18 protein-coding genes and 1 pseudogene are annotated in these 24,044 nt (G+C 65.6%); 7 read left to right on the forward strand and 12 right to left on the reverse strand.

All coding sequences use genetic code 11. From position 1 onward, the window contains the following. Positions 1-97 precede the first annotated feature (97 nt). From DKT77_RS03530 to bchF, 4 genes are read right to left on the reverse strand one after another with little or no spacing between them, the layout of a single operon-like run. Entirely contained in the window at positions 98-3,673 is a 3,576-nt protein-coding gene (locus DKT77_RS03530; RefSeq protein WP_109810349.1) for a magnesium chelatase subunit H, read from the reverse strand. Continuing rightward, complete coding sequence (bchB, locus tag DKT77_RS03535; RefSeq protein ID WP_109810350.1) at positions 3,663-5,231, reverse strand: ferredoxin:protochlorophyllide reductase (ATP-dependent) subunit B; 1,569 nt, start codon at positions 5,229-5,231, stop codon at positions 3,663-3,665. The genes DKT77_RS03530 and bchB overlap by 11 nt, the downstream gene beginning before the upstream one ends. Then, complete coding sequence (locus tag DKT77_RS03540) at positions 5,228-6,541, reverse strand: ferredoxin:protochlorophyllide reductase (ATP-dependent) subunit N (RefSeq protein WP_109810351.1); 1,314 nt, start codon at positions 6,539-6,541, stop codon at positions 5,228-5,230. Before DKT77_RS03540 ends, bchB begins: the two co-directional genes overlap by 4 nt. After that, positions 6,538-7,026 (reverse strand): 2-vinyl bacteriochlorophyllide hydratase, encoded by a 489-nt coding sequence (bchF, locus tag DKT77_RS03545; protein WP_109810352.1) that lies wholly within the window; start codon positions 7,024-7,026, stop codon positions 6,538-6,540. The genes DKT77_RS03540 and bchF overlap by 4 nt, the downstream gene beginning before the upstream one ends. A 315-nt stretch (positions 7,027-7,341) precedes the next feature. Here bchF and DKT77_RS03550 point away from each other — a divergent pair, with 315 nt between their 5' ends. From DKT77_RS03550 to DKT77_RS03570, 5 genes are all read left to right on the forward strand, one after another. After that, complete coding sequence (locus DKT77_RS03550) at positions 7,342-8,103, forward strand: cobalamin B12-binding domain-containing protein (RefSeq protein ID WP_146204943.1); 762 nt, start codon at positions 7,342-7,344, stop codon at positions 8,101-8,103. Positions 8,104-8,121: 18 nt separating this feature from the next. Beyond that, positions 8,122-9,561, forward strand: a complete 1,440-nt coding sequence (ppsR, locus tag DKT77_RS03555; RefSeq protein ID WP_109810354.1) for a transcriptional regulator PpsR — start codon at positions 8,122-8,124, stop codon at positions 9,559-9,561. A gap of 169 nt (positions 9,562-9,730) precedes the next feature. Further along, complete coding sequence (gene chlG, locus DKT77_RS03560; RefSeq protein ID WP_109810355.1) at positions 9,731-10,642, forward strand: chlorophyll synthase ChlG; 912 nt, start codon at positions 9,731-9,733, stop codon at positions 10,640-10,642. Further along, complete coding sequence (locus DKT77_RS03565; protein WP_109810356.1) at positions 10,639-11,931, forward strand: BCD family MFS transporter; 1,293 nt, start codon at positions 10,639-10,641, stop codon at positions 11,929-11,931. Before chlG ends, DKT77_RS03565 begins: the two co-directional genes overlap by 4 nt. A gap of 2 nt (positions 11,932-11,933) precedes the next feature. Next, positions 11,934-13,115 (forward strand): geranylgeranyl diphosphate reductase, encoded by a 1,182-nt coding sequence (locus DKT77_RS03570; RefSeq protein ID WP_238547658.1) that lies wholly within the window; start codon positions 11,934-11,936, stop codon positions 13,113-13,115. An 858-nt stretch (positions 13,116-13,973) separates the two neighbouring features. On the opposite strand, the gene DKT77_RS03575 is transcribed toward DKT77_RS03570, so the two are convergent. The 8 genes from DKT77_RS03575 to DKT77_RS03610 form a co-directional block, all read right to left on the reverse strand. Further along, a complete protein-coding gene (locus DKT77_RS03575) occupies positions 13,974-15,056 on the reverse strand; it encodes a DUF917 domain-containing protein (protein WP_109810357.1) in 1,083 nt (360 codons plus the stop codon). An 11-nt stretch (positions 15,057-15,067) separates the two neighbouring features. Beyond that, positions 15,068-16,606 (reverse strand): hydantoinase/oxoprolinase N-terminal domain-containing protein, encoded by a 1,539-nt coding sequence (locus DKT77_RS03580; RefSeq protein ID WP_109810358.1) that lies wholly within the window; start codon positions 16,604-16,606, stop codon positions 15,068-15,070. An 11-nt stretch (positions 16,607-16,617) separates the two neighbouring features. Beyond that, positions 16,618-17,664 carry an ABC transporter ATP-binding protein gene (locus DKT77_RS03585; RefSeq protein WP_109810359.1) on the reverse strand — a complete coding sequence of 349 codons (1,047 nt, stop codon included), beginning with the start codon at positions 17,662-17,664 and terminating at the stop codon, positions 16,618-16,620. Positions 17,665-17,716: 52 nt separating this feature from the next. Next, positions 17,717-18,823: an extracellular solute-binding protein gene (locus tag DKT77_RS03590; RefSeq protein WP_109810360.1), complete on the reverse strand. Its 1,107-nt coding sequence runs from the start codon at positions 18,821-18,823 to the stop codon at positions 17,717-17,719. 29 nt (positions 18,824-18,852) lie between these two features. Beyond that, positions 18,853-19,668 (reverse strand): ABC transporter permease, encoded by an 816-nt coding sequence (locus DKT77_RS03595; RefSeq protein ID WP_109810361.1) that lies wholly within the window; start codon positions 19,666-19,668, stop codon positions 18,853-18,855. Next, positions 19,665-20,552 carry an ABC transporter permease gene (locus DKT77_RS03600; protein WP_238547659.1) on the reverse strand — a complete coding sequence of 296 codons (888 nt, stop codon included), beginning with the start codon at positions 20,550-20,552 and terminating at the stop codon, positions 19,665-19,667. The genes DKT77_RS03595 and DKT77_RS03600 overlap by 4 nt, the downstream gene beginning before the upstream one ends. Continuing rightward, on the reverse strand, positions 20,549-21,304 hold the full coding sequence (locus tag DKT77_RS03605) for an aspartate/glutamate racemase family protein (RefSeq protein ID WP_109810362.1): 756 nt from the start codon (positions 21,302-21,304) through the stop codon (positions 20,549-20,551). Before DKT77_RS03605 ends, DKT77_RS03600 begins: the two co-directional genes overlap by 4 nt. A 68-nt stretch (positions 21,305-21,372) precedes the next feature. Further along, a complete protein-coding gene (locus DKT77_RS03610) occupies positions 21,373-22,980 on the reverse strand; it encodes a LuxR C-terminal-related transcriptional regulator (RefSeq protein ID WP_238547660.1) in 1,608 nt (535 codons plus the stop codon). Between the two features lie 616 nt (positions 22,981-23,596). Between DKT77_RS03610 and DKT77_RS21465 the strand changes: the two genes are divergently transcribed. Both DKT77_RS21465 and DKT77_RS21470 read left to right on the forward strand, forming a co-directional pair. Beyond that, positions 23,597-23,872, forward strand: coding sequence for a hypothetical protein (locus tag DKT77_RS21465; RefSeq protein WP_420798287.1), 276 nt, complete (start codon positions 23,597-23,599; stop codon positions 23,870-23,872). Continuing rightward, positions 23,862-24,044: pseudogene (locus tag DKT77_RS21470) on the forward strand (IS110 family transposase); the annotation flags it as partial. The gene DKT77_RS21465 and the pseudogene DKT77_RS21470, both read left to right, overlap by 11 nt.

Consider the following 24,044-nt stretch of genomic DNA (forward strand, 5'->3'; position numbering starts at 1 on the left):
TCATGTGTCCGGCTCTGCGCGGCGACGCCGGCGCAAATGCTTCGGCTGTGCGGGGGCTGGCCCCCGCCGTGGCGTGGTGTCGGGCGATTCCTTGGGGTCATTCCGCCGCGATCCCTTCCAGCCGGTCTTCCAGTGCGTCTGCCGCATCCTGCAGCGCTGCCAGCGTTTCAGCGTCTGGCTGCCAGTAGGCGCGGTCGTGCGCTTCGAGAAGGCGGTTCGCCATCCGCGACGAGGCCGCCGGGTTCAACTCCGCGATGCGCTTGCGCATGGCCTCGTCCAGCACGAAGGTTTCGGAAATGCGCTGGTAGACCCAGGGCTCGACCTGGCCGGTCGTGGCCGACCAACCCAGCGTGTTCGTCACCGTGCTCTCGATCTGGCGCACGCCCTCGGCGCCATGGTTCAAAAGCGCCTCGAAGAATTTCGGGTTGAGCGCGCGGGAGCGGGTCTCGAGCGCGATCTGGTCCGACAGGGTGCGGACTTTGCCAGCGCCGCGTGTCTGGTCGCTGATGTAGACGGCCGCTTCCTGCCCGCCGCGTGCCCGCTTCACGGCCCGGCTGATCCCGCCAAGCGTGTCGAAGTAATGGTCTACCGTGGTCACGCCCAGTTCCACGCTTTCGAGGTTCTGGTAGGCCAGGTCAACGTCCTTGAGTGCGCGTTGCAGCAGCGCCGTGTTCTGGGTCGCTTTGCCGTTGACGCCATAGGCGAAGCTTTTGCGCGCCTCGTAGGCATCGGCCAGCTCGTCCTCCTCTCCGAAGGCGGAACTGTCGACCAGCTGGTTGACGTTCGAACCGTAGGCGCCTTCGGCATTGGAAAAGACGCGCAAGGCGGCGGTTTCCAGGTCGCACCCCATCTTGGCGGCATAATCGAGCGCATGCGCACGGATGAAGTTCATCTCGGTCGGCTCGTCCTCGGCTTGCGCGGCCTTCAGCGCGGCCTCCGCCAGCAGCCGGGTCTGCAAGGGCAGCAGGTCGCGGAATATGCCCGACAGCGTCATGATCACGTCGATGCGCGGGCGGCCGAGTTCCGGCAGCGGGATCAGGTCGGCGCCGCCCAGCCGTCCGAAAGCGTCGAAGCGGGGCCGGGCACCGATCAGCGCCAGTGCCTGTCCGATCGGACCGCCATCGGACTTGATGTTGTCCGACCCCCAAAGCACCAGCGCGATGGTGCGCGGCAGGGTCGGGTGCGTGTCGAGCAGAACCTGCGCCTGCTTCGCGCCGTCGCGGCAGGCATATTCGGTCGGCATCCGGAACGGGTCGAATGCATGGATGTTGCGCCCCGTCGGCACGATGTCGGGCGAGCGGATCAGATCACCGCCGGGGACGGGCGCGGTATACCGCCCCTCGAGCGCGCGCAGCAGCGCCGGGATCTCGTGATCCTCGCTCAGGGCGGCATCGACGCGGGCGCGTGTGGCGTCGTCGGCATCGCCCAGCCGCGCCACGTGATCGGCGCGCGCGGTGTCGCTGATCTTCTGGCCGACGATGTGCAGGCCTTCCGGGATCAGCGCGTCCTCGGTTTCCAACAGCGCCAGCCAGAGCCGGGCCGGATCCGTTTCGGCTAGGTCAACGGCGGTGGCCTGTTCGGCGATGAGCGCGGCCAGATCGGTGCGTTCGGGCGCGTCCGGCGCCAACGCGCGCCAGCGACTCAGGCTGTCCTTCAGCTCCACCAGACCCTTGTAGAGCCCGGCCTGCGCAAGCGGCGGCGTCAGGTGCGTGATCGTGACGGCGCCCGAGCGCCGCTTGGCCAGCGTCGCTTCGGAGGGGTTGTTGGCCGCGTAGAGATAGACGTTCGGCAGATCGCCGATCAGCCGGTCGGGCCAGCACGCGGCGCCGGGACCGGCCTGCTTGCCGGGCATGAATTCCAGCGCGCCATGCATTCCGAAATGCAGCACCGCATCGGCGCGGAAGGTGCCCCGCAGCCACAGGTAGAAGGTGGCGAAGGCGTGGGTCGGCGCGAATCCCCTCTCGAAGAGAAGGCGCATCGGGTCTCCCTCGTAGCCAAAGGCGGGTTGCAGGCCGACAAAGACGTTGCCGAACTGCGCGCCCAGCACGAACACGCCGCGACCGTCGGACTGCACGCGGCCCGGCGCCGGGCCCCAGGCGTCTTCGATCTCGGACAGCCATGGGGTCTGCGCGACCATCTGGTCGGCGCTGACATGGGCGGCGACATTCGCATCCTGTCCATAGGTCTGGGCGGAGCCGTGCAGCACGGCGCGGCGCAGGTCCTCCACTGTCGCGGGCGGCTCGAGGTCGTAACCGTCCGCCTTGAGGGCGTGCAGCGTATTGTGCAGCGAGCGGAACACGTCGAGATAGGCCGCGGTTCCGGCCGCGCCGGCATTGGGCGGAAAACCGAAAAGCACGATGGCAAGACGGCGGGTCGCTGCCTGCGAGCGGCGCAGTGCGGCGTGCCGTGCGACCCGGGCGGTCAGCACCTCTATGCGTTCCGGGCAGGGTGCCATCTGGCGGTCCAGTCCGTGTGGACGGCAGGCCTGTGCGCAACCCGCGCAGCCTTCGGTGCCATGGCGGCCGGCGAAGACGGTGGGGTTGGTGGCGCCGTCGAGTTCGGGCAGCGCGATCAGCATCGTGGTTTCGATCGGGCCGAGGCCGCCCGCTGACGCCGCCCATTGGCCGAGCGTCTGGAACTCCAGCGGATGGGCCGCGAGATATGGCACGTCTAGCGCCTTGAGTGCTGCCACGGCGCTGTCATTGTCGTTGTACGCGGGCCCGCCGACCAGCGAGAAGCCGGTCAGGGACAGCAGCGCGTCGATCCTTACGCCGGTTTCGATGCGGAAATACGCCTCGATCGCGGGGCGCGCATCCAGACCGCCTGCGAAGGCCGGGATCACGCGGATATTGCGCGCTTCAAGGCTGCGGATCACCGCATCGTAATGCGCGGTGTCTGAGGACAGCACGTAGGAGCGCATCATCAGCACGCCGACCGTGGCCACCGGTTTGCGCGGTTGCGGCAGCGCGGCGGGATCTGTGGTGATCCGGTCGGGCAGATCGGGGTGGTAAAGCCCGACCTCGGGGTATTCCAGCGGTTCGGGGGCAGGGGTGCCGCGCCACTTGGCCTCGTGCGAGTAGCGCGAGATCAGGAAGCGGACCATCGCCTCGATGTTGTCGTCGGAAGAGCCCAGCCAGTACTGCATGCATAGAAACCAGGCGCGCAGATCCTGGCTCTTGCCGGGGATGTACTTGAGAATGCGCGGCAGGCGGCGCAACATCCGCATCTTCTTTTCGCCGCTCTCGGTAGAGGGCTTGGACGAACCGCGCAGGCGCTTCATCAGCTTTCCAAGACCCGAGGGCGGCGCGGCCATGTCGAGCGTGCCCATGCGCGTCAGCCGGACGATCTGGGCGTCCGAGATCATGCCGACCATGGCGTCGCAATGGGGCCGCCGGGCCCGCAGATCCGGCAGGATCGCCTCGATGTGTTCCTCGAGGAAAATCAGCCCTGATACGACGATATCGGCCTCGGCGATGGCCATCTTGGTGCGGATCAGCGCGTCCGGGTTCTCGCCCCATTCGGCGGCGGCATGAACGCTGACCGACAGGCCCGGAAATTCGCCCGCCAGCCGTTCGACGACGCGTGCGCAGGGCCCGGCCGCATGGGCGTCAAGCGTCACGATCACGACGCGGTAGCCCGGACGCGGGCCTTGGGCCTGTCGGTCATCGCGCATAATGGGCCTTTGCCTCGTACAGTGTTTCGACGCTGATTTGCGTGACGCCGCGGTCGGCGGCGAATTTTTCGGTGTTGCGGCGAGCCTTGCCACGAACGAAGAAGGGGATCTTCTTCAATTCGCGTTCGGCGCAAGCCAGCCAGGTGACCACGTCGCCGCCGGTAGCGGGTGCCGCGGCAAGATCCGCGTCCGCGCCGGGCATCGAGTCGGCCGCCCGCGCCGCATCATCTGCGGCGCTGCGCGGTACTGCCTTGGCGCCGTGGTGGCTGGCCCCCGCGGCGTCATGGAACTCGAAATCGTCGCGGAACATGTGCAGCAGGTGCTCTTCAAGCCCCATGACGAGCGGGTGCACCCAGGTATCGAAGATCACGTTCGCGCCCTCGATGCCCATCTGTGGCGAGTAGCGCGCTGGAAAGTCCTGCACGTGCACGGGTGCGGAGATCACGGCGCACGGGATGCCCAGACGCTTGCCGATATGACGTTCCATCTGCGTGCCGAGGATCATCTCGGGCGCCAGCGCCTCGATCCGTTCTTCCACATCGAGATAGTCGTCGGTGATCAGCGCCTCGACGCCGAAATCGCGCGCAAGGGCGCGCACGTCGCGCGCCGTCTCACGGTTGTAACAGCCCACGCCCACCACCTCGAACCCCATCTCGTCTCGGGCGATGCGCGCGGCGGCCTTAACATGGGTGCCGTCGCCGAACACGAACACGCGCTTGCCGGTCAGGTAGGTGCTGTCCACGCTGGCCGAATACCACGGCAGCCGCAGACGGCTTTCGTCGAGATGGGCGGGCACATCCAGAAGCGCGGCGAGTTCGGCGACGAAGTCACGCGTGGCGCCGACGCCGATCGGCACCGTACGGGTGTAGGGCAGCCCAAGCTCGCGCTCCATCCAGCGGCACGCGCTCTCGCCTGTTTCGGGATACATGAGCACGTTGGCATGGGCCGCACCCAGCCGCGCGATATCGGCCGGGCTGGCGCCCATCGGTGCGGTCACGTTCACCGCGATGCCCATGTCCATCAGCAGGCCGGTGAGTTCGGTAATGTCGTCGCGATGCCGGAACCCCAGCGCCGTCGGCCCGATCAGGTTCACCGACGGGCGCGCGGTGCGGTCCACAGACCGGGCCAGGGTGCGGGTGATCTGGAAGAACGTCTCGTCCGCGCCGAAATTTTCCTTGCGCTGGTAGCTGGGCAGCTCCAGCGGGATCACCGGCACGGGCAGGTCCATGGTTTCGGCCATGCCGCCCGGATCATCCTGGATCAACTCTGCCGTGCAGGACGCCCCGACGATCAGTGCCTGCGGGCGGAACCGGTCATAGGCGTCGCGGCACGCGGTCTTGAACAGGTCGGCGGTGTCGGACCCGAGATCGCGCGCCTGAAATGTGGTGTAGGTCACCGGGGGGCGGTGGTTGCGCCGTTCGATCATCGTGAACAGCAGGTCGGCATAGGTGTCGCCCTGCGGCGCATGCAGCACGAAATGCAGGTCCCGCATTCCGGTGGCGACACGCATCGCACCCACATGGGGAGGGCCTTCGTAGGTCCAGACCGCGAGTTTCATCGGCGTGCCTCCGCCCGCGCGGCGGGGGGCTGCGCGGCATCGAGTTTCAGCACCGCGCGACGGCGCAACGGGCGCGAGAACAGCCCGGCGAGATCGCCGGCCTGTTCGTAGAAATGGACAGGCGTGAACACCAACTCGATTGCCCATTTGGTCGTAAGGCCTTCAGCCTCAAGCGGGTTGGCAAGACCCAGCCCGCACACCGTCAGGTCGGGCCGTGCCGCGCGGCACCGGTCCAGTTGCATGTCGACGTCCTGCCCTTCCGAGAACACCGGGCCCTGAACCATCAGGTCCATGTCGGGCCCCATCAGGTCGCGGTGCAGGTAGGGCGTGCCGACTTCAATCGCGGTCATGCCGCATTCGCGGGTCAGGAAACGGGCCAGCGGAACCTCCAGCTGACTGTCCGGGAAGAAGAACACCGACTTGCCGTCCAGCCCTTCGGCGGCCTGCGCCACAGCCTTGCGCGCCCGGGCGCGCGGCGCGGCGGTGACGCGCTCGAAAAGGTCGGGCGCGACGTCGAACTCGGTCGCGATGGCTTGTAGCCAGGCGGTCGTGCCTTCTTCTCCGAAGGGAAAGGGAGCAGGGATATGCCGCGCACCGCGCCGTTCCAGCGCCGCGTGCGTGTCGCCGAGAAACGGCTGGGTGAGCGCAAAGACAGTGTTCGCCCCGAGCCCGAGGTCATCGGCTTTCCGCGGGGCGGGCAGCACGCGGATCGGGCCGATGCCCATCGCCTCGAGAAGGCCGACCGCCTGCTGTTCGACCACATCAGGCAGTGCGCCGACCAGCACCAGTTCCCGCGCATCCGTTTCCGGCAGCACGGGCACCATCGCGGCGAGGCAGGCGTCCTCGCCCTGTGTGAAGGTCGTCTCGATCCCGGAGCCGGAATAATTGATCACCCGCACGTTCGGCGCGTGTGCCGCGCTCATGCGTTCTGCCGCCTTTGCGAGATCGAGCTTGATGACCTCCGACGGACAGGAGCCGACGAGGAACAATTGCCGGATGTCGGGCCGCCGTGCGAGCAGGCGTGCAACCTCGCGGTCAAGCTCGTCCTGCGCATCCGCCATTCCGGCGAGATCGGTTTCCTCAAGGATCGCGGTGCCGAAACGCGGTTCGGCGAAGATCATCACACCGGCCGCGCTTTGCAGCAGATGCGCGCAGGTGCGCGAGCCGACGACAAGGAAGAACGCATCCTGCATCTTGCGGTGCAGCCAGATGATCCCGGTCAGTCCGCAGAACACCTCGCGCTGGCCGCGTTCACGCAGCACAGGCACGTCGCGGCAACCGGGCATTGGCGGGGGGCTTTGATCGTTCATGCCGTCACCGCCGCATCCAGCCGCGCCGCGCGCAGTTTGAGCAGGAACTGCCCGGCATTGATGATGTAGGCGCCATAGGCCGCAAGCGCGAGCCACATCAACGCAACAGGCGACAGCGCCGCAGTGACCAGCGCCCAGACATAGGCGCAATGCAGCGCGATGACGGCGAAGCTGAACACGTCCTCCCAGAAGAAGGCGGGGGCGAACAGGTACTGGCCGAATACGACCTTCTCCCAGATCGCGCCGGTAATCATGATCAGAAGCAGGAACCCGGTCTTCACCAGGATCGATGCGGTGGCAAGATCGTAGCCTGCGCCGGTTGCAAGGTACCGCAGCACCAGCGCGAGCGAGACAAGGAAGACAAGGAATTGCAAAGGCGCGAGAATTCCCTGGATCAGGGTCCAGACGCTTTCGTCGCGGCGCGCGCGCTGCGCGGCGTCGTAAAGCGGCTTCCTGCGTCCGTGTTGCTTGGCGATTGGCGGCACTTGGGCGACTCCGCGGCTGGTGTGGTGAGGGAACTTTGGGACCGGCCCGGCAATGTGTCAACTATAACTTACACTCTTGGCCGTTCGCGCTGACGTTTTTTCAGTTGGGATGCCGTAACGTAAATCCATTAATGCCTGTTTTTATTGTGAAAAATTTCTGAGCTAGAAATATCCACCCAAAGCTGTCCATTCGCTTTGACATTCTGGCGGGCTTCGGCAAGACTTGAGGTGTAAATGCCGCGTGCCGGAAGGGTGCGCCGCCGGATCCCAGCGGATCCCACAGGCGGGGAGACGGGAATGCCCATGGAAAGGCAGATGTCACAGCGGCCGCCGCAGGCGACCGAACATGCCGCGGCGCTTGCCTCCCGTGTCCTGGCCTCGTTGCAGGGGCGCCCGAAGGCCCGCCCTGGCCGAGTTGCCGGACGGGTCTGCCCCCGGGCGCTGTCCATGCTGTTCGAGGCATCGCTGGCGGCAGAGTTCGACAGGTGCGAAACGATCCGCGCGCTGTGCGAGATGGGCCTTGATCATGACGAGATCGCGGACAGCTACGTACCAGCGGCGGCCCGGCAGCTGGGCTGCGACTGGGTGGAGAACACGCTGAGCTTTGCGCGTGTCACCGTTGCCGCCGGTCGCCTGCAGGAAATGCTGGGCGGCCTGGCCAAGGCCAACGACATCGTCACTGCATCGCACAGGGCCGCGCCGAACGTGCTTGTTGTCAGTTTCGAGAACGACCAGCACACAGTCGGCTGGAAGCTGGTCACGCTGCAGTTGCGCCGCCTTGGCGCGGCGGCTCATGCCATGCTTGATGCCACGCCGCAGGATGCGGCCGAAGTGCTGGAGCAGGTGTCCTATGATCTGGTCCTGGTGTCGTCCTCGCGCATCGATGTGGGCGCGAGGATCGGAGAAATGATTGATTTCCTGCGCGCCCGAATGGTTGATGTTCCCCCGGTCGTGCTTGGGGGAATTGTCGTTGATCTGCTTGACGGTGCGAAGCCGCATGCAGATATTGTCGCTGTGACGAATTGTCTGGGAGCAGCGCTTACGCATAAGAAACGGAAGCCTGCCCCCAAAACTTGAGCATGAAGTGAACCCGTGATGAAAGCTGCCGGTATCAGAGAGGCGAAACGCCACGGGGCAGCGACATGGGAAGGTCTTTCCGCGATCGAGCCGAAGTCCCTCGGCGGCATCGTCGCTGCGGCGTCGGACATTACTTTGCTGCTGGACGGTGAGTGTGTGATCACGGCGCTGATGATCGGCGAGCAGAGCACCGACCTTGGCAAGCTCGACCACTGGATAGGTCGCCCGGTCCGGGATTTCCTGACCGGCGAGAGCATCCCGAAATTCGATGCCGCCGCAGACCGGTTGCGGCGCGGCCAGACGCAGGGCAAGCCGGTGGAGCTGAACCACTGCGACAATGCGGTCTGGGATTTTCCGATCCAGTACACTTTCCACTCGATCGAGGGTCAAGACGGCTTCCTGATGATGGGGCGTGACCTGCGTCCGATCGCGGAAACCCAGCGTCAGTTGGTGCAGGCGCAGATCGCGCTTGAGCGCGGCTACGAGGCGCAGCGCGAATTCGACTCCCGTTACCGGTTGCTGCTGGCCACCGTCACCGATGCGATCATGCTGGTATCGCTGGGCGACGGGCGAGTGACGGATCTGAACGATCACGCGGCAGACCTGTTCGAAATGGCGCGCAAGGATATTGTCGGCACCGTGCTTGCCTCGCATTTCGAGAATATCCGCCGCAGCGAGATGGAATCCAAGCTTGTGAACGCGGCGCTGACCGACGGCGCCGAGCCGATCGTGCTGACCACCGCGCGCGGCGCCGCACGGCTGCGCCTTGTGCCTAGCGTGTTCCGCGTCGGCGGCGACCGTGTCGTGATCTGTCGGCTGACCCCCAATGAACAGACGGCAGCGACCTCGGCGGACGGGTTCGCCGCGATGCTGGACGCGCTTTACACGTCAGCGGTGGAAGGCATCCTGTTCACCGACGCGCGTGGTGCGGTGCGCAATGCCAATGACCGCTTCCTGTCGATGGTGGACGCCGCGCATCTGCCAGCGCTCAAAGGGCGCAACCTTGCCGAGTTTCTGGCGCGTGGACAGGTGGACCTCGGCGTGATCCTGGAAAACGTGATGCGCAGCGGGCAGGTGCGGCTTTATTCCACCGAACTGATCAGCGATTTCGGATCGCGCGTTCCGGTGGAGATGTCCGCGACCCGCGTGGCGGACGGGCGCGACGCTCAGATCGCATTCGTGTTCCGCGACAGCGGGCGACTCGATGCGCTGCGCCTGCCGACGGCCGACAGCGACAACACCGCCCAGCACAACATCCTCGAACTTGTCGGGTCGGCTTCCCTGAAGGAAATCGTGGCCGAAACCAACGACGTGATCGAAAAGCTCTGTATCGAGACGGCGATCAAGCTGACCAACAACAACCGTGTCGCCGCCGCCGAGATGCTCGGCCTGTCGCGCCAGAGCCTCTATGTGAAGTTGCGCAAGTACGACTTTCTCAAGAAGGGCGAGGAAGACTAGACCGCGCCGCCGGCCGGCGATCGGCCGCCCCTGAACATCATCGCGCCGTGCGCCGCTTTTCAGCCCGTTGCGTGCCGGTCCGGGGGCTCCGGGGCGGGGCCGCGGCAAAGCGCCGGATCGCACAGGGTTTCGCTTGCGCCGACTCAAAGTGTCAGTCTAACCTGACAGTATGAGCGTGACAGATCTTCCCTCTTCCAGCCGCCGATGGCCCGACCCGCTGGCCGTTCTGACGATGATCCGGCCGATCACGTGGTTCCCGCCTATGTGGGCGTATCTGTGCGGCGTCGTCTCGTCGGGCGTGGCGCCGGGCAGCGCGCCTGGACTGGTGCTGCTGGGGGTCGTGCTTGCCGGGCCGCTTGTATGCGGCATGAGCCAGGCCGCCAATGACTGGTGCGACCGCGAGGTGGACGCGATCAATGAACCTGGCCGCCCGATCCCGTCAGGGCGCATTCCGGGCCGCTGGGGACTTTGGATCGCGCTGGCGATGACCGTTGTCTCGCTGCTGGTCGGCTGGACGTTCGGGCCGTGGGGCTTCGGCGCGACGGTGGTGGGGGTCGTTGCCGCATGGGCCTATTCCGCTGAACCGGTCCGCCTGAAACGTTCGGGATGGTGGGGGCCGGGACTGGTCGGGCTCTGCTATGAAGGGCTGCCGTGGTTCACTGGCGCCGCGGTGCTGTCGGTGGGAGCGCCCGCATGGCCGGTGATCTGGCTGGCGTTGCTTTACTCCATCGGCGCGCACGGAATCATGACGCTGAACGATTTCAAGGCACTGGAGGGGGACCGCCAGACCGGCGTGAACTCCCTGCCGGTGACACTGGGCCCGGAACGTGCGGCGCGGCTCGCCTGCTGGGTCATGGCTTTGCCGCAACTCGCCGTGATCGCCGCGCTGGTACAGTGGGACCGCCCGCTACACGCGCTTGGCGTGGCGGCGGTGCTGGTGGCACAACTGGCCGCGATGCGCGTGCTGCTGCGTGATCCGCGCGCCAAGGCGCCGTGGTATAACGGCACGGGTGTCGTGCTCTACATCACGGGGATGATGATCTCAGCCTTCGCAATCCGCACGTTGGGAGTTTCGCCATGACGCTGGGCTGGCTTTCGATCGTCCGTCTGGGGCTGGTGCAGATGTCGCTGGGTGCGATCGTGGTGCTATGCACATCGACGCTGAACCGGCTGATGGTGGTTGAACTCGCGCTGCCCGCGCTGCTCCCCGGCCTGCTTGTCGCACTGCATTACGGCATCCAGATCAGCCGTCCGAAATGGGGCTTCCTGTCCGACACGGGCGGGCACAGGACCCGGTGGATATTGCTCGGCATGGCGACCCTCGCCGTGGGCGGCTTGCTGGCCGCCGCCGGTGTTGCTGTCATGGAAACCCGAATTGCATTCGGCCTTGTGCTGTCGGTTGTGGCATATTCGCTGATCGGCCTTGGTGCCGGCGCGTCAGGCACGTCGCTTCTGGCACTGCTTGCCAGCCACACCGCGCCGCACCGGCGTGCTGCGGCGGCCACCATTACCTGGCTGATGATGATCGCCGGGATCGCGCTGACCGCGGGCGGGGTGGGCGCGATCCTCGATCCTTACACGCCGATGCGCCTTCTGCAGATCGTGGCTCTGGTGACAGGGGGTGCGATGGCGCTGACTGTGCTGGCCGTCTGGCGGATCGAGGCGGGGCTCGCTCCCGCCGCGCCAGAACGCGATCCGATGCCGTTCCTCGACGGGTTGCGTGAAGTCTGGAGCGAGGCGCGCGCGCGCAACTTCACCATATTCGTATTCCTCTCTATGACCGCCTATTTCATGCAGGAATTGATCCTCGAACCCTATGCCGGCCTCGTTTTCGGCTTCACGCCGGGGCAGTCCACATCGCTCAGCGGTGCGCAGAACGGCGGGGTTTTCCTCGGCATGCTCTGCGTGGGCATCGCCGCGACAGGGCTGCGGATGGGCAGCCTGCGGAACTGGGTCGTGGTCGGCTGCATAGGGTCCGCCGGAAGCCTTGGCGCGATTGCGCTGCTAGGGCAGGTTGGCCCGGTGATGCCGCTGACCGCCGCCGTCGTCGGCATGGGGTTCTTCAACGGCGTGTTCGCGGTCGCGGCGATCGGGTCGATGATGGCGCTGGCCGGGCAGGGCCGTGGCGCGCGGGAAGGCACCCGCATGGGCCTTTGGGGCGCGGCGCAAGCCATCGCCGCGGGCTTTGGCGGTTTGGCCGGGGCAGCGGGCGCCGATGCAATGCGCCGGGTTTTCGTAACAGATGCAACAGCTTTCGGGACGGTTTTCATGTTTGAAGCCGCCCTGTTCCTTGCCGCCGCCCTGATGGCGGCTCGCGTGATCGAACGGCCTGCGCCCATGATCCGCGCCAACCTCGTGCCGGGAGAATGATCATGTACGATGTCGTAGTCGTGGGCGGGGGGCCGTCGGGCGCCACCGCTGCCGAGGATCTGGCCCGCTCCGGGGCGCGGGTCGCAATGCTGGACCGTGAGGGGCGGATAAAGCCATGCGGGGGCGCGATCCCGCCGCGCCTGATCGAGGATTTCGCCATTCCGGACGACCAGCTTGTCGCCAAGATCACAACGGCCCGGATGATTTCGCCAACCGGGCGGGCGGTGGATATCCCGATCGAAAACGGCTTTGTCGGCATGGTCGACCGGGAGCATTTCGACGAGTATTTGCGCAACCGGGCCACGCAGGCAGGTGCGACGCGGCTGACAGGTACCTTCCTGCGGATCGAACGGGATCCGGGTGGCTGCAATGTGGTCTACCGTGAGAAGGCCACGGGCGAAGAACGTCGCCTGTCGGCGCGCATGGTGATCGGGGCCGACGGCGCGCGTTCCCGGGTGGCCGCCGCCGAAATGCCGGGCGGCAGCAAGATCCCTTATGTACTGGCCTATCACGAGATCATCGATGCGCCGGATTGCGCCACCGGCAGTTATGACCCGGCGCGCTGCGACGTGATCTATGACGGCGCTATTTCGCCCGATTTCTACGGTTGGGTGTTCCCGCACGGCCGGTCGGCCAGCGTTGGTATGGGCACAGCCGTCGATGGGGTGGACTTGAAGCAGGCCACCGCCGCGCTCCGAAGTGCATCGGGACTGGCCGAGTGTGCCACCGTGCGCCGAGAAGGCGCGCCGATCCCGCTCAGGCCGCTGGATCGTTGGGACAACGGGCGCGATCTGGTGCTCGCAGGGGACGCCGCGGGTGTGGTCGCGCCGTCCTCGGGCGAGGGGATCTATTATGCCATGATCGGCGGTCGCGTGGCGGCAACGGCGGCGATGGCCGCTCTGACCAGTGCCGACCCGGCCAAGCTGAAACTGGCGCGGCAGTTGTTCATGAAGGAACACAAGACGGTTTTCCGCGTGCTCGCCTCGATGCAGAACGCCTATTACCGCAGCGACGAACGGCGCGAACGCTTCGTGTCGCTGTGCCATGACATCGACGTGCAGCGCCTGACCTTTGAGGCATACATGAACAAACGCCTGGTGAAGGCGCGCCCGCTTGCGCATGTGAAAATCGGCATCAAGAATCTCGCCCATCTCACCGGTCTCGTGCGGCCCGGCTACGTCTGAGCCGCGCATCCGGATCCGAACGACCGGGAAGGCATTGGCGAGTGTGAGCTTCGCAAGGTTTCGGCAGTGCCGTAGAATGTTGGCCGTTCGCTGAACCTTTGCTCCTGGAAGGATCGCAAGGCGTTCGGCACCAAGAGTCGCCACGTCAAGAACGCCGAGCCGGCCGAGGCCGCCTCAGAAACGCTTGAGGCCCTAAATCATGGACCCCTGGGGCAAACGATACCTGAATTGCGCCGCCTTGCCCGGTGAACAACATGCTCTGCGGGCAAGGCGAGGCGGTTCACTGTCCACGAATGCAGACATGCTCGCCCCGGCGGGCACGAACGAGAATTGCGAAGCTGCATGTCGCAGATGTCTGACAGCGGTTAAGCGGCGGACGGCGATTGAAGTGTTGAAAACCGAAGGTCGGCACGCTCAGGAACGCCCACCTCGCCTGCATGGCGTCGAATGGAAAACCACGCTCCATGGTTCCGCGCGCGAGACCGTTTCCGGCTTGCTTTCCGAGACCATTCGGGAGTTCGAGGCGGCCACTGCCTGAGTATCAGATGCTTGAAATAGGATGCATCGCTGCGAGGGCGACGCATCGGCGGTTCCTGTCCGGATCCAGGCTGTTATTGCGCCTGGCCTGCCGGAGTTTCTTTGAGGTGATGAGCATGCGGTGGCGCCGAAGCGCGGCGGTCACAACACTCGAGACCCACTTTACTGAACACCGATCCCATCTTCTCGGCCAGGAGCGCATCGCTACATCCGCCCATCAATGGTGAGTGCGAATCGCGTTCTACGATGGGCGTCGATGACGGGTTTTTTCAGCGCTCTGCCAAGCAGTTTCCGCTGCTTCATACATCCGCAGGCAGGTGCTCAGAAGGGGCCCAGCGGGACGTAGGTGTCCGCAAGACCGAAGGCGGCGGGGCCAAATTGCCGTAGAGCCCGTTCGCTGCGCATGATCGGGGGCACGCCCACCGCCATTACCGTGACGCGCTGGCCGTAGCGCAGCGTCTCGTTCGTGATGGGGGCGGCCGTCTCGGAATCGAGCACCGTGATGATGTCGGGCACGATGGCCAGCAGCGCGCCATCGGCCTTTGCAGACAGGTTCTCGTTCTGAAATGCGATCACGCAGTCGGCCCCGGGCCCGTCGGGCGAAATCGTCACCTGTCCGAGGGTGAAGCCCCTGTCTGTCTGTCTGTCGAGATCGGTGATCTTGCCGGAAAAGATCCGACGCGCCACGCCGTAGGACGTGGTGGCGAGGAACGTCTCCAGTTCTTCGAACGGGTCGATCCGGCGGGCCCGCGCCGTGCGGATGATGGCGCCGATCCGGCGTGCCAGCGTCAATGTATGCTTGACTGAGGCGCGCTTCACCTCGGCGCCCCGCATGGGGTAGTTCGCGAAATACGCTGTTCCGCCCATGCGGATGGTGATACCGCGTGCGATCCATTCCATGCGGTGGTGGTCTTCGGTTCGGATCGTTGCGAAATCTCCTTTCTCGTCGGCGATGCCCATGGGCGTGCCGGCGATGCCCTCGATGGCGAAGGTCTCCATCTGCAGTTCGGGGAAGGCGCGACCCTGGCCGTCGGCGTCGATCACTGGCAGTCCAAGCCGGGCGCCCACAAACAGCGGAATGGTCGAATTGATGCCGCCGACCTCGGTCGGCATGGTAGCGTCAGCCCTACGGCCCAGCGCCGTCTCGACGGCCTGCAGTGCGCGCAGCGGTTCGTCGCCCGATGGGATCTTTTCCAGAAGTACCGTCGGCGCCCCCATCATCGCCGTGGGGATCACCAACAGATCATCGTCGATCTCGTCGGGATCGAGGATCCGGATGCGCCGACCGGCGCGCAGCTCTTCCTTGACCATAAGCCCGCCGATATAGGGGTCGCCCCCGCCGCCGGCGCCCAGGAAGGCCGCGCCGGTGCACAGGTCGTCCACGTCCTCGATCTTCAGGTCCATTGCCTCTCTCCTCAGACGGGTAGGTCGCCCACGGCTTTGACCCGAAGGCGCGACGGATTTCCGGGCAAGTAGCTGATCGGCACCTGCTCGACTTCGATGATCTCGACGCTGGCTTCAATCGCACCGGCCGAAACCGCGTTGCGGCGCGCCTCCGCGCGTGCGTCGTCCAGAACCTGGGCGCGGTTGGCCTCAGTGATCGACACCACGGTTTCGACCTCTCCGGAAACCTGAGCGATGGCCGCCCCTACCGCGTTCGCCACCGAGGCGTAGGCGGGGCGGACGACCTCTGAGGCAGTGGGCACATCCCAATCCACGAGAATCGCGCCGCCGCCCACGACGAGCAGGGGAAGGTCGCGCGCCTCGGTCTTCATCTTTTCCACGTTGGCGGCGATCAGGCGCTGCATCTCGGTGCGTGCTGCCGCGATGGTGTCGCGGCCGATGCCCTGCAAATGGACGGCGTCTCCCACGTCCGCCCAACCGCCGGCGACGGCTATGTCCGTTGCGGTCAGCGTGTCGCCGCCGAAGCAGAGCGCCCGCCGCGTCAGCTCGTAACCAACCGAATCCGGCCCGATGCGCCGACCGCCATCGCGGATGATGGACCCGCCGCCCAGCCCTACGGCCAGCACGTCGGGCATGCGGAAGTTCGTCTTGACGCCGCCCACGTCCACGAAGTGGGTCGACTGACGGGGAAACCCGTTGCGCAGCATGCCAATGTCGGAGGTCGTGCCGCCGATGTCGACGACCATCGCGTCACCCATGCCGGCCAGGTGCGCCGCGCCGCGCATGGAATTTGTCGGCCCCGAGGCAAAAGTCAGCACTGGGTACCGTTCCACATCCTCTACACGCATCAGGGTCCCGTCGTTCTGGCTTATGAAGAGCGGGACGGTCAGGCCAAGGTCCTTCAACGCCGCACGGAATGCCCCGACCACGCGTGTAGCCAGGCCCGCGAGCGCCGCGTTGATGATGGTGGAGTTCTCGCGCGGCAGAAGCCCGAACTGCCCCAGTTCTCCACTCAGCGACACCGCCAGGTCGGGCGCTTCGTTCAGGATGATCTCGGCCGCGCGACGCTCCATCGTGCCGTTCATGGGCGAGAAGACCGATGTGACCGCTGCAGCTTTCAGGCCCTGCGCTTTCCACTCCCGCGCCGCCTTCGAGATCGCCCGTTCGTCCAGCGGGGCGATCTCGCGCCCGTCAAATTCGTAGCCTCCCGCGACCAGCGTGACGTGGCGGCCCACCGCCTGCACGAGGTCGTCTGGCCAGTCGGTCAGCGGCGGGATGGCCGAGGTCGCGGGCAGGGCCAGCCGGATCACGCCTACCTGCTGCAGTGCGCGCCGCTCTATCACCGCGTTGGTGAACTGCGTCGTGCCGATCATGACGCAATCCACGTCCTCCGCTTGGGCGCCCGCATCCGCAAGCGCGGCGGAAATCGCGGCGACGATGCCCGATTGCACGTCCGCCGTGGTCGGGGTCTTGCGCCAGCCGCGCACGCCGTGTCCATCGAGGATCACGGCGTCCGTGTTGGTCCCGCCGACATCGACTCCGATCTTCATGCTCGCCCCCTTCAGCGCAGCGCAACGCCGCTTTCGGGCGTCCAGTAAAGTGCGACTTCAGCCCCTGGCGGCAGTTGCGCGAGGTCAGGCCGATTTGGCACCTCGACGGTGACCGTCTGGCCGCCGGTCTCGACCTGGTAACGGCGCAGAGCGCCCTGGTAGACCTCGTCTGCCACGCGGCCGGTCAGCATGGGCGCCTCGCCCTCGGTCACTGGTTCGAGTCGGATCTGCTCGGGCCGGATCAGGAGCGCCACCTCGGCACCGTCTGCCCCCTGCGCTTGGGCCGCGGGCACGACGGTGTCGCCGACGCGCACGCCGCCCGCCGTGAGGCGGCCCGACAAGAGGTTCGATTCACCGATGAATTCGGCGATGAAGCGCGAGTTGGGGCGTTCGTAGATCTCGACCGGCGACCCCACCTGAAGGATGCGCCCTTGGTTCATCACAGCGATCCGGTCCGACATGGTCAGTGCCTCGGACTGGTCATGCGTGACGTAAATTGTGGTGATGCCAACCGATTTCTGAATGTTCTTGATCCAGAACTTCATTTCTTCGCGCATTTTCTTGTCGAGCGCCGAGAGCGGCTCGTCCAGCAGCAGGATCTCGGGCTCGATGACCAGCACGCGGGCCAGCGCCACGCGCTGCTTTTGTCCACCAGAAAGCTGCCGCTCGAACCGTTCGCCAAAACCGCCCAGGCCCACCTGGTCGAGTGCCGCATCGACCTTGCGCTTGATGTCTGCGCGGTTCTCGCCGCGTTCCACGAGGCCGAAGGCGATGTTGTCGAACACCGTCATGTGGGGAAAGATCGCGTAGTTCTGGAACACGATGCCGATATCGCGTGCCTCGGGCGGCAGACGGGTAATGTCGCGCCCATGTACGTGGATCGATCCGGTACTGGGTGCTACGAAGCCCGCCAGCATCCGCAGCGTCGTGGACTTGCCGCAGCCAGAGGGCCCCAGCAGCGAAAAGAATTCGCCCCGCGCGATGTCCAGATCCATCGTATCAACCGCAACGGACTTGCCGAAGGTCTTGGTCACGCCCTTGAATTGCACGAAGCCCATCTGCGTCTCCCCGGTGGATGATGCGGGCCGGGGAACCGGCCCGCCTGTGGGTTTAAAGGCCGAAGATCCGGTTCAGCCGGTCCGTGATCTCGAGCTTGTTCTCGACGAAGAAGTCCCAGTCCGGCACCCAGAATTCGTTCACGGCCTCGGCGGTGTTCTGCACGCCCTCCTCGGCCAGCGGCGCGGTGATCGACGCGTTTGCGTTGGTCGGGCGCCACAGGAACTCATCGCCGAAGGCGTTCAGGAACTCGGGCGACAGGGTCCGGTTCATCAGCGCGAAAGCCAGCTTCTTCTGCATCGGGTCGGAATAGCGGCTGATGGTCTTGGTCTGGGTCAGAATGGGCTTGCTGTCCCACATCCAGACGTCCATCGGCACGCCCTTGCGCTTGAGCGACAGCGCTTCGCCTTCGATATGCACGGCGATGTCCACCTCGCCGCGCTCGATCAGCGACAGCATGTTGAAGGTGAACTCCGACACCTTCATCGGCATCGCGTCTTCCAGAGCCTTGAACGCGGCCTGCATGTCGTACTGGTCGGCGCCGAATTCCTGCGCCGTTGCCATGAAGAACGCATGCATCAGCCCGTTCTCGGTCCCGTAGGTCCCGCGCTTGTTCGCGTAACGTTCGGCCCAGAAGGCGCGGAAATCGGTCGGCGCCTCGCCTGCGTCTGTGCGGTAGGCGTAGACATAGGGCATGTAGGCCCAGGTGATCCCTGCGCCCGAGGCGAAGGCGAAATCCCAGCAGTCGGCCGCGTTGGGCACGTTCTCGCGTACCTCGTCCACGGTCAGGAAGAAATCGCCCGCCTGCTTGGTCTGGGTCAGGTTCGGCAGGTTCCAGTTGCAGATATCGTAGACAGGGTTTTGCGGACCCTGAGTCACAAACTTCGGAAACCACGGGAACGAACTGTCCCAGTTGATGCGGCAATTGAAATCCGTCTCGAACTGGTCGGTCAACGCCTTGCGCACGAACTCTTCCCAGCCGCCTCCCCATTCGCCGATGTTCAGAACCGCGCCGCCGGCGTCGAACACTTCGCCGTCATACGTCACGTCCTGCGCCCAGGCATGGTTCACGAACGGCGCCGAAAGCAGAGATGCGGCGCCCAGCGTCGCGCCTCCCTTCAGCAGCGCGCGGCGGGTCGGCGTATAGAGCTTGCGTGTCATGGTCAGTCTCCCTGTCGGTTGTGTTGCGGTCATGATCCGTCCTGCCGACGTTCCAGCAGGGTGCGCAGGTTCACCAGCCGGTTGGTTAGCAGGACCGAGGCGATGACAAGCGTGATGGCGAAGATGCCGGCGGCGGCGGCGGAGGGGTCGAACTGGTAGCGCAGCGAATTGTACATTGCGATCGGCAGCGGTTCGGAATTGGGCGAGGAGAGGAAAAGCGATACCTCGAACTGGCCGAAGCTGACGATGAAGGCGAAAATCGAACCTGCCTGGATGCCCTGGCTGATGTTGGGAAGCGTCACCTTGCGAAATGCGCGCCACGGCGAAGCGCCCAGCGACCGCGCGGCCTCCTCCAGCGAGGTGTCGTAAGCGGCGAGCGCCGCGCCCACGGTGCCGATGACATAGGGCGTGGAATAGAGGATATGGCCGATCCACAGACCCCAGATCGTGCGCGACAAGCCGATCCCGGTGGAAATGTAGAAGGCGAAGAGCGCGAAACCCACCACCACCCCGGGCAACACAACAGGAGACAGGAAAAAGGCGCGCATCGCGGCACGGCCAACCATGTTGGTGCGGCTGAGGAACAGCGCCGCTGCCGTGCCGAGGATCGTCGATACGATCATCGTCATGAGCGCCAGCTTGAACGAGAAGAAGAAGGACGAAAGGTATTTCTCTGAACTCAGGAAGGCTGCGACCCAGCGCAGCGACAGCCCCTGTGGCGGGAAGGTCAGGAACTCGCCCGCCGTCAGCCCCGCGAGCACGACCACGACGATGGGCAGCAGCATGTAGGCAAAGCCCAGGATGGCGAGGATCGCCAGAACCAGCGGGATCCGTCGTTCCGTCATGCAAGCCCCCCCGAATGTCGGCGTCCGAGCCGCAGGTAGATCGCGACGGCCAGCGCGCTGAGAACGAACAGGATGACCGCGATCGTGGCGCCGAACTGGAACCGAGCGCCCTCGGCCACCTGCTGGAAGATGTGGATCGGCAGCACGCCCACCCGGAAACCGCCCATCAGCGCGGGCACGATGTAGGACGAGATCGACAGCGCGAAGACAAGCAGCGACCCCGACAGGATGCCCGGCATCGACATGGGCAGCGTGACGCGCAGGAACGCGCGGCGGCGGCTCGCACCCAGCGAGCGCGCCGCCTCTTCGAGGCTCGGGTCGATGCCCCGGATCACGCCCACCAGGGTCAGGATCATGAAAGGCAGCGCGAACTGCACGAGTCCCATGACCACGCCCATGAAGTTGTACATCAACTGGACCGAGCTTTCGGCGCCGATCAGCCCCAGACCGCGCAGCATCTGGTTGATCAGCCCCTCGTCGCCGAGGATCACCATCATGCCGTAGAGCCGGATCACCATGTCGAGCTGCATGGCGGCAAGCACCAGGATGAGCAGAAAGGTGTTGCGACCCGGATGCTCGGTCTTGGCGATGACGTAGGCCATCGGATATGCGACCACCACCGTGATCGCGGCGACGATCACGCCGAGGATCACCGAGCGCCCTGCCGCCAGGAGATAGTTCGACCGGCTGAAGAAACGCAGGTAGTTGTCCAGCGTCAGGTCGGCGGTGACCGCTACCTGGCCGATGGCCTGCGGGTTCAGCGACGTGGCGAAGAGAAGCCCGACGGGGATCACGAAGAACACGACGAAGAAGGCAAGCAACGGCACCACCAGCAGCCATTTCATCCGCGCCTGAGCGAAGACGTTCGTCGACAGCGCGCTCACGCGTCTGCCTCGCGCGCCATGAGCGCTGACAGCGCAGACCAGTCGTCGAAGCCAGTGACGCGCTTCGGATCGGGGCGGGGATGTGCTGGCACGGCCTGTCCCGCGGCACCCGCTGCTTCGCGCACGGCATGGGGCAGGGGGTCCACGATGCGCTCCACGGGTAGGTCCAGCGCAGCGGCCACCGGCTCTGCGAAACCCAGCATGCCGGTGCAGCCAAATACGATGGACTGCGCGCCTTGCTCGGCCATTGCGCGTCTGCAGGCGGCGACCGTTCGGAAGATCGCCTCATCGCGATCCTGTTCGAGCGCAAGCACCGGCATGGCGATCCCGTGGACGCCCGCCAGCAGGTCGCTCAGACCGTGCTTCCGCGCCAGAGCGGCGAAGGCCGGCGCCTGCCGGTCGAGAACCGTGACCACGGCGAAGCGGCCGAAGCGCGCCGCTTCGTGCAATCCGGCTTCGCCGGCGCCGATCACCGGCAGCCCGACCGCTTCACGCGCGGCCTCGAGCCCCGGGTCGAGCATGCAGTCGATGACCAGTGCGTCGATACCGCGCGCTTCGGCGGCGATGGCGGCGTCAACCACGCCAGGGGCGGCCAGCACCTCGTCAACCGCTGACTCGACCGAGGCCGGGCCCTTGTCGAGCCCGGCGACCGTCAGCCGACAAATGCTCTCGCACGCAACCTCGAGCCCGCTGTCGTTGCGGAAGTCGACCGAGATGATCGGCGTGATGACGTGGACGGACGGCAAGACCATGCGAATAAATCCCCTCTGCGACCAGGGTGACCGGTTGCAACTGCTCGCGCGACTACCCGATCGGGTAGTTAAGCCAGATAACCCAGATCGCGTGCGCGCTGCACGGCCCGCGCACGGTTGTCGGCGCGCAGATCGCGGAAGATATGTTTCAGGTGGTATTTCACCGTGTTTGTCGACACGCCCATTATGCGACCAATTTCCTTGTTGGTATGGCCCAACGCCAGAAGCTCGAGATAACGGCGCCGTAGTGCCTGCGCCTCGTCGCCGGCATCGTGCCTTGTGGCGCGCGGTGCTCCGGTCCAGTGAAGCAGGATGTCGCTCAACCTACGCCGCTGTGCGCGCGTCGGCGGGACACTCACGTGGTCTCCGTCAAGCACGGCCTGCACGATGGCGTGCATGTCGTCGCCCTCGTCGATGATGAAACGGGCGAAGGGCTGATCGCCCAGCAAGCGGATCGCACTCAGCAGGCTGCCGACCGCCTCGGTCTTCGTGCCAAGCGACCAGTGCGCATGGGCTGCGATCACGCGCAGCTTGGCCAGCGCAAGCAGTTGGCCGCGGCGGATCGCCAGATCTTCGGCGGTGGCAATGAAACCCAGCGCCTCGCGCGCGCGGCGGGTCCTTGTAAGCAGCCGGGCCGCGGCGACCAGCGTGCTTCCCTGGCGAAGCGCGAAGTCATCGCTTTCCTCTATCACGGCGCGGTCGGTGGTCAGCCCGATATCCTCCAGAAGCCGCTGCGCGGCTTTGATCTCGTTCGATAGGGCAAGAGCGCGCAGCCGTTCGACCTGCATCAGGCGACGCAGGCGCGGCATCCGCCGTTCGACGGCGATCCGCTCGCCGTGCGACATCGCCTCGAGCGCGCCGGGCAGGCCGGCATCGGCGAAGGCGAGGCGCGCGTTCACGCGATAGGCCGCCACCAGGATGTCGGACCAGGCGTCGTGGCCCTCGACGAAGCGGAACGCTGCGTCACGCAAGTGCCGCGCGGCGGGCAGGTCGTTGGCCTCGTAGGCGACTTCGGCCTGAAGGATGCGGCTCACGGCGACCAGGTTCTGCGTAGGCCCCGGCATCGCGCGCAGCTCTGCCTCCATGGTCTTGAGCACCTCGGATGCCGCACGCAGATCGCCACGCGCCAGTCGGATCTGGGCAAGGTGGGTATGCAGGTGCAACGCGCCGAACACGGCCCCACCACGCCTGTAGAGCGCGATGGCGTCCTCGGCATGTTTCTGGCCACGGTCGAAATCGCCCATCTGCAGCGCGATGTTGCACAGGTGATTGCTGACCAGCGCTCGCCCGATCCAGTCGTCCTCGCGCAGCCGCGCCTGTGCCCAGCGCACGCGTTCCGCCATCGCGGCGTCGCAGATCCGATCCTCGTAGATCGACAGGTGCACGTCCACCAGAACGACATCTGCCGCAAGCCCGGTGTCCTGCAGGGCCGCCTTCTTGATCAGCGGCAGGAACCGTTCGAAGGCGCGCCGCGCCTCTTCGGTCTGGCCCACCTTGGCGGCTGCGAAGATCAGTCCCAGAACGACCCCGGGCGATTGCCTCGCGCGGGCTGTGTCGAGGCAGGCGATCACGCCGACCGGGCAGGCCCAGGCATCCTGCATGGCCATGCGCCATCCGCCCCTGTCGTTCAGGGCGCTCAGGGTGTCCTGAAACCCCATATCCGTGTTGCCGGGCATAGCTTGTAGCTTAGCGGGCGGTTGTCTGGACGGAAAGTCCATCGGTGCAGCGGACAGACGATGACGCGCCCGAAGTCAACGCCGATCCTTGACGGCGCCATGATCCGGATCGTCGCGCTCAGGCCCATGTGCCGAAGCAAGCGACGCTCGACGACCGCGACCGGTTGGTGGATGGTGAATCGCCACAATGACCGGGATAGCCGCCACGGCCCGGATCATTCCGAAGACGAGATCGTCGCGGGTCTGGCTCGAAGACCAACGCATGGAGCACGTCCATGGATCGCAAAACCACCCGCAGACCCAAGGCAAGATCGAGCGATGGCACCAGACCATAAAGATGGCGTGCCCATGAAAGTTCTCTAGTCGCACTGGTCAGGGTTTCTCTTTCGGGTCTGCGCTTTTGCCGGGCTCAGGGTTCTCTCCGCAGTCGATCGCTCTCGGGTCGCTGCATGGTGGCATCGGATGGTGAATCGGCCGAAGTGGTCCTCGCGGTTATCTTCCCTGCCTCTTTTTGGAGGTGCAGCGCTTCATTGTGAACTGATGCGGTGGCTGCCCCCACCCAGCGGCATTTCGTATGCCATGGTGGTTTCATCGGAACCGAACGGAGGGCACATCGATGACGACGAAGATCGACATGCTGGAGATCGACCTGGCGAAGGGCAGCTTTCAGGTCTGTGCCGTGGGGCCGGAGGGGACGGTTCTATACAACCGAGGTTTGTCGCGGACACGGCTGGCCGCGCTTCTCGCTGAGCAGCCAGCGTGCATCGTGGCGATGGAGGCCTGTGCCACGTCGCACCATTGGGGCCGGGTGGCACAACGGCACGGTCACGAGGTGCGGCTCGTCCCGTTCTACGCTACAAACGCTCCCCCGGAGCGTTCGCTTGACGCTTGAACCCTACGTGAAGCCTTTCGTGAAGCGCCAGAAGAATGATCGCGCGGATGCTGAAGCCGTCGCGGAGGCGGCCTTGCGCCCAACCATGCGCTTCGTGGCGGTGAAGAGCGCCGAGACCCAGGGGCGCGCGGTCGCATTCCGAACGCACCAATGCCTTGTCCGGCAGCGCACG

This window comes from Meridianimarinicoccus roseus (assembly GCF_003172915.1).
GTDB lineage: Bacteria > Pseudomonadota > Alphaproteobacteria > Rhodobacterales > Rhodobacteraceae > Meridianimarinicoccus > Meridianimarinicoccus roseus.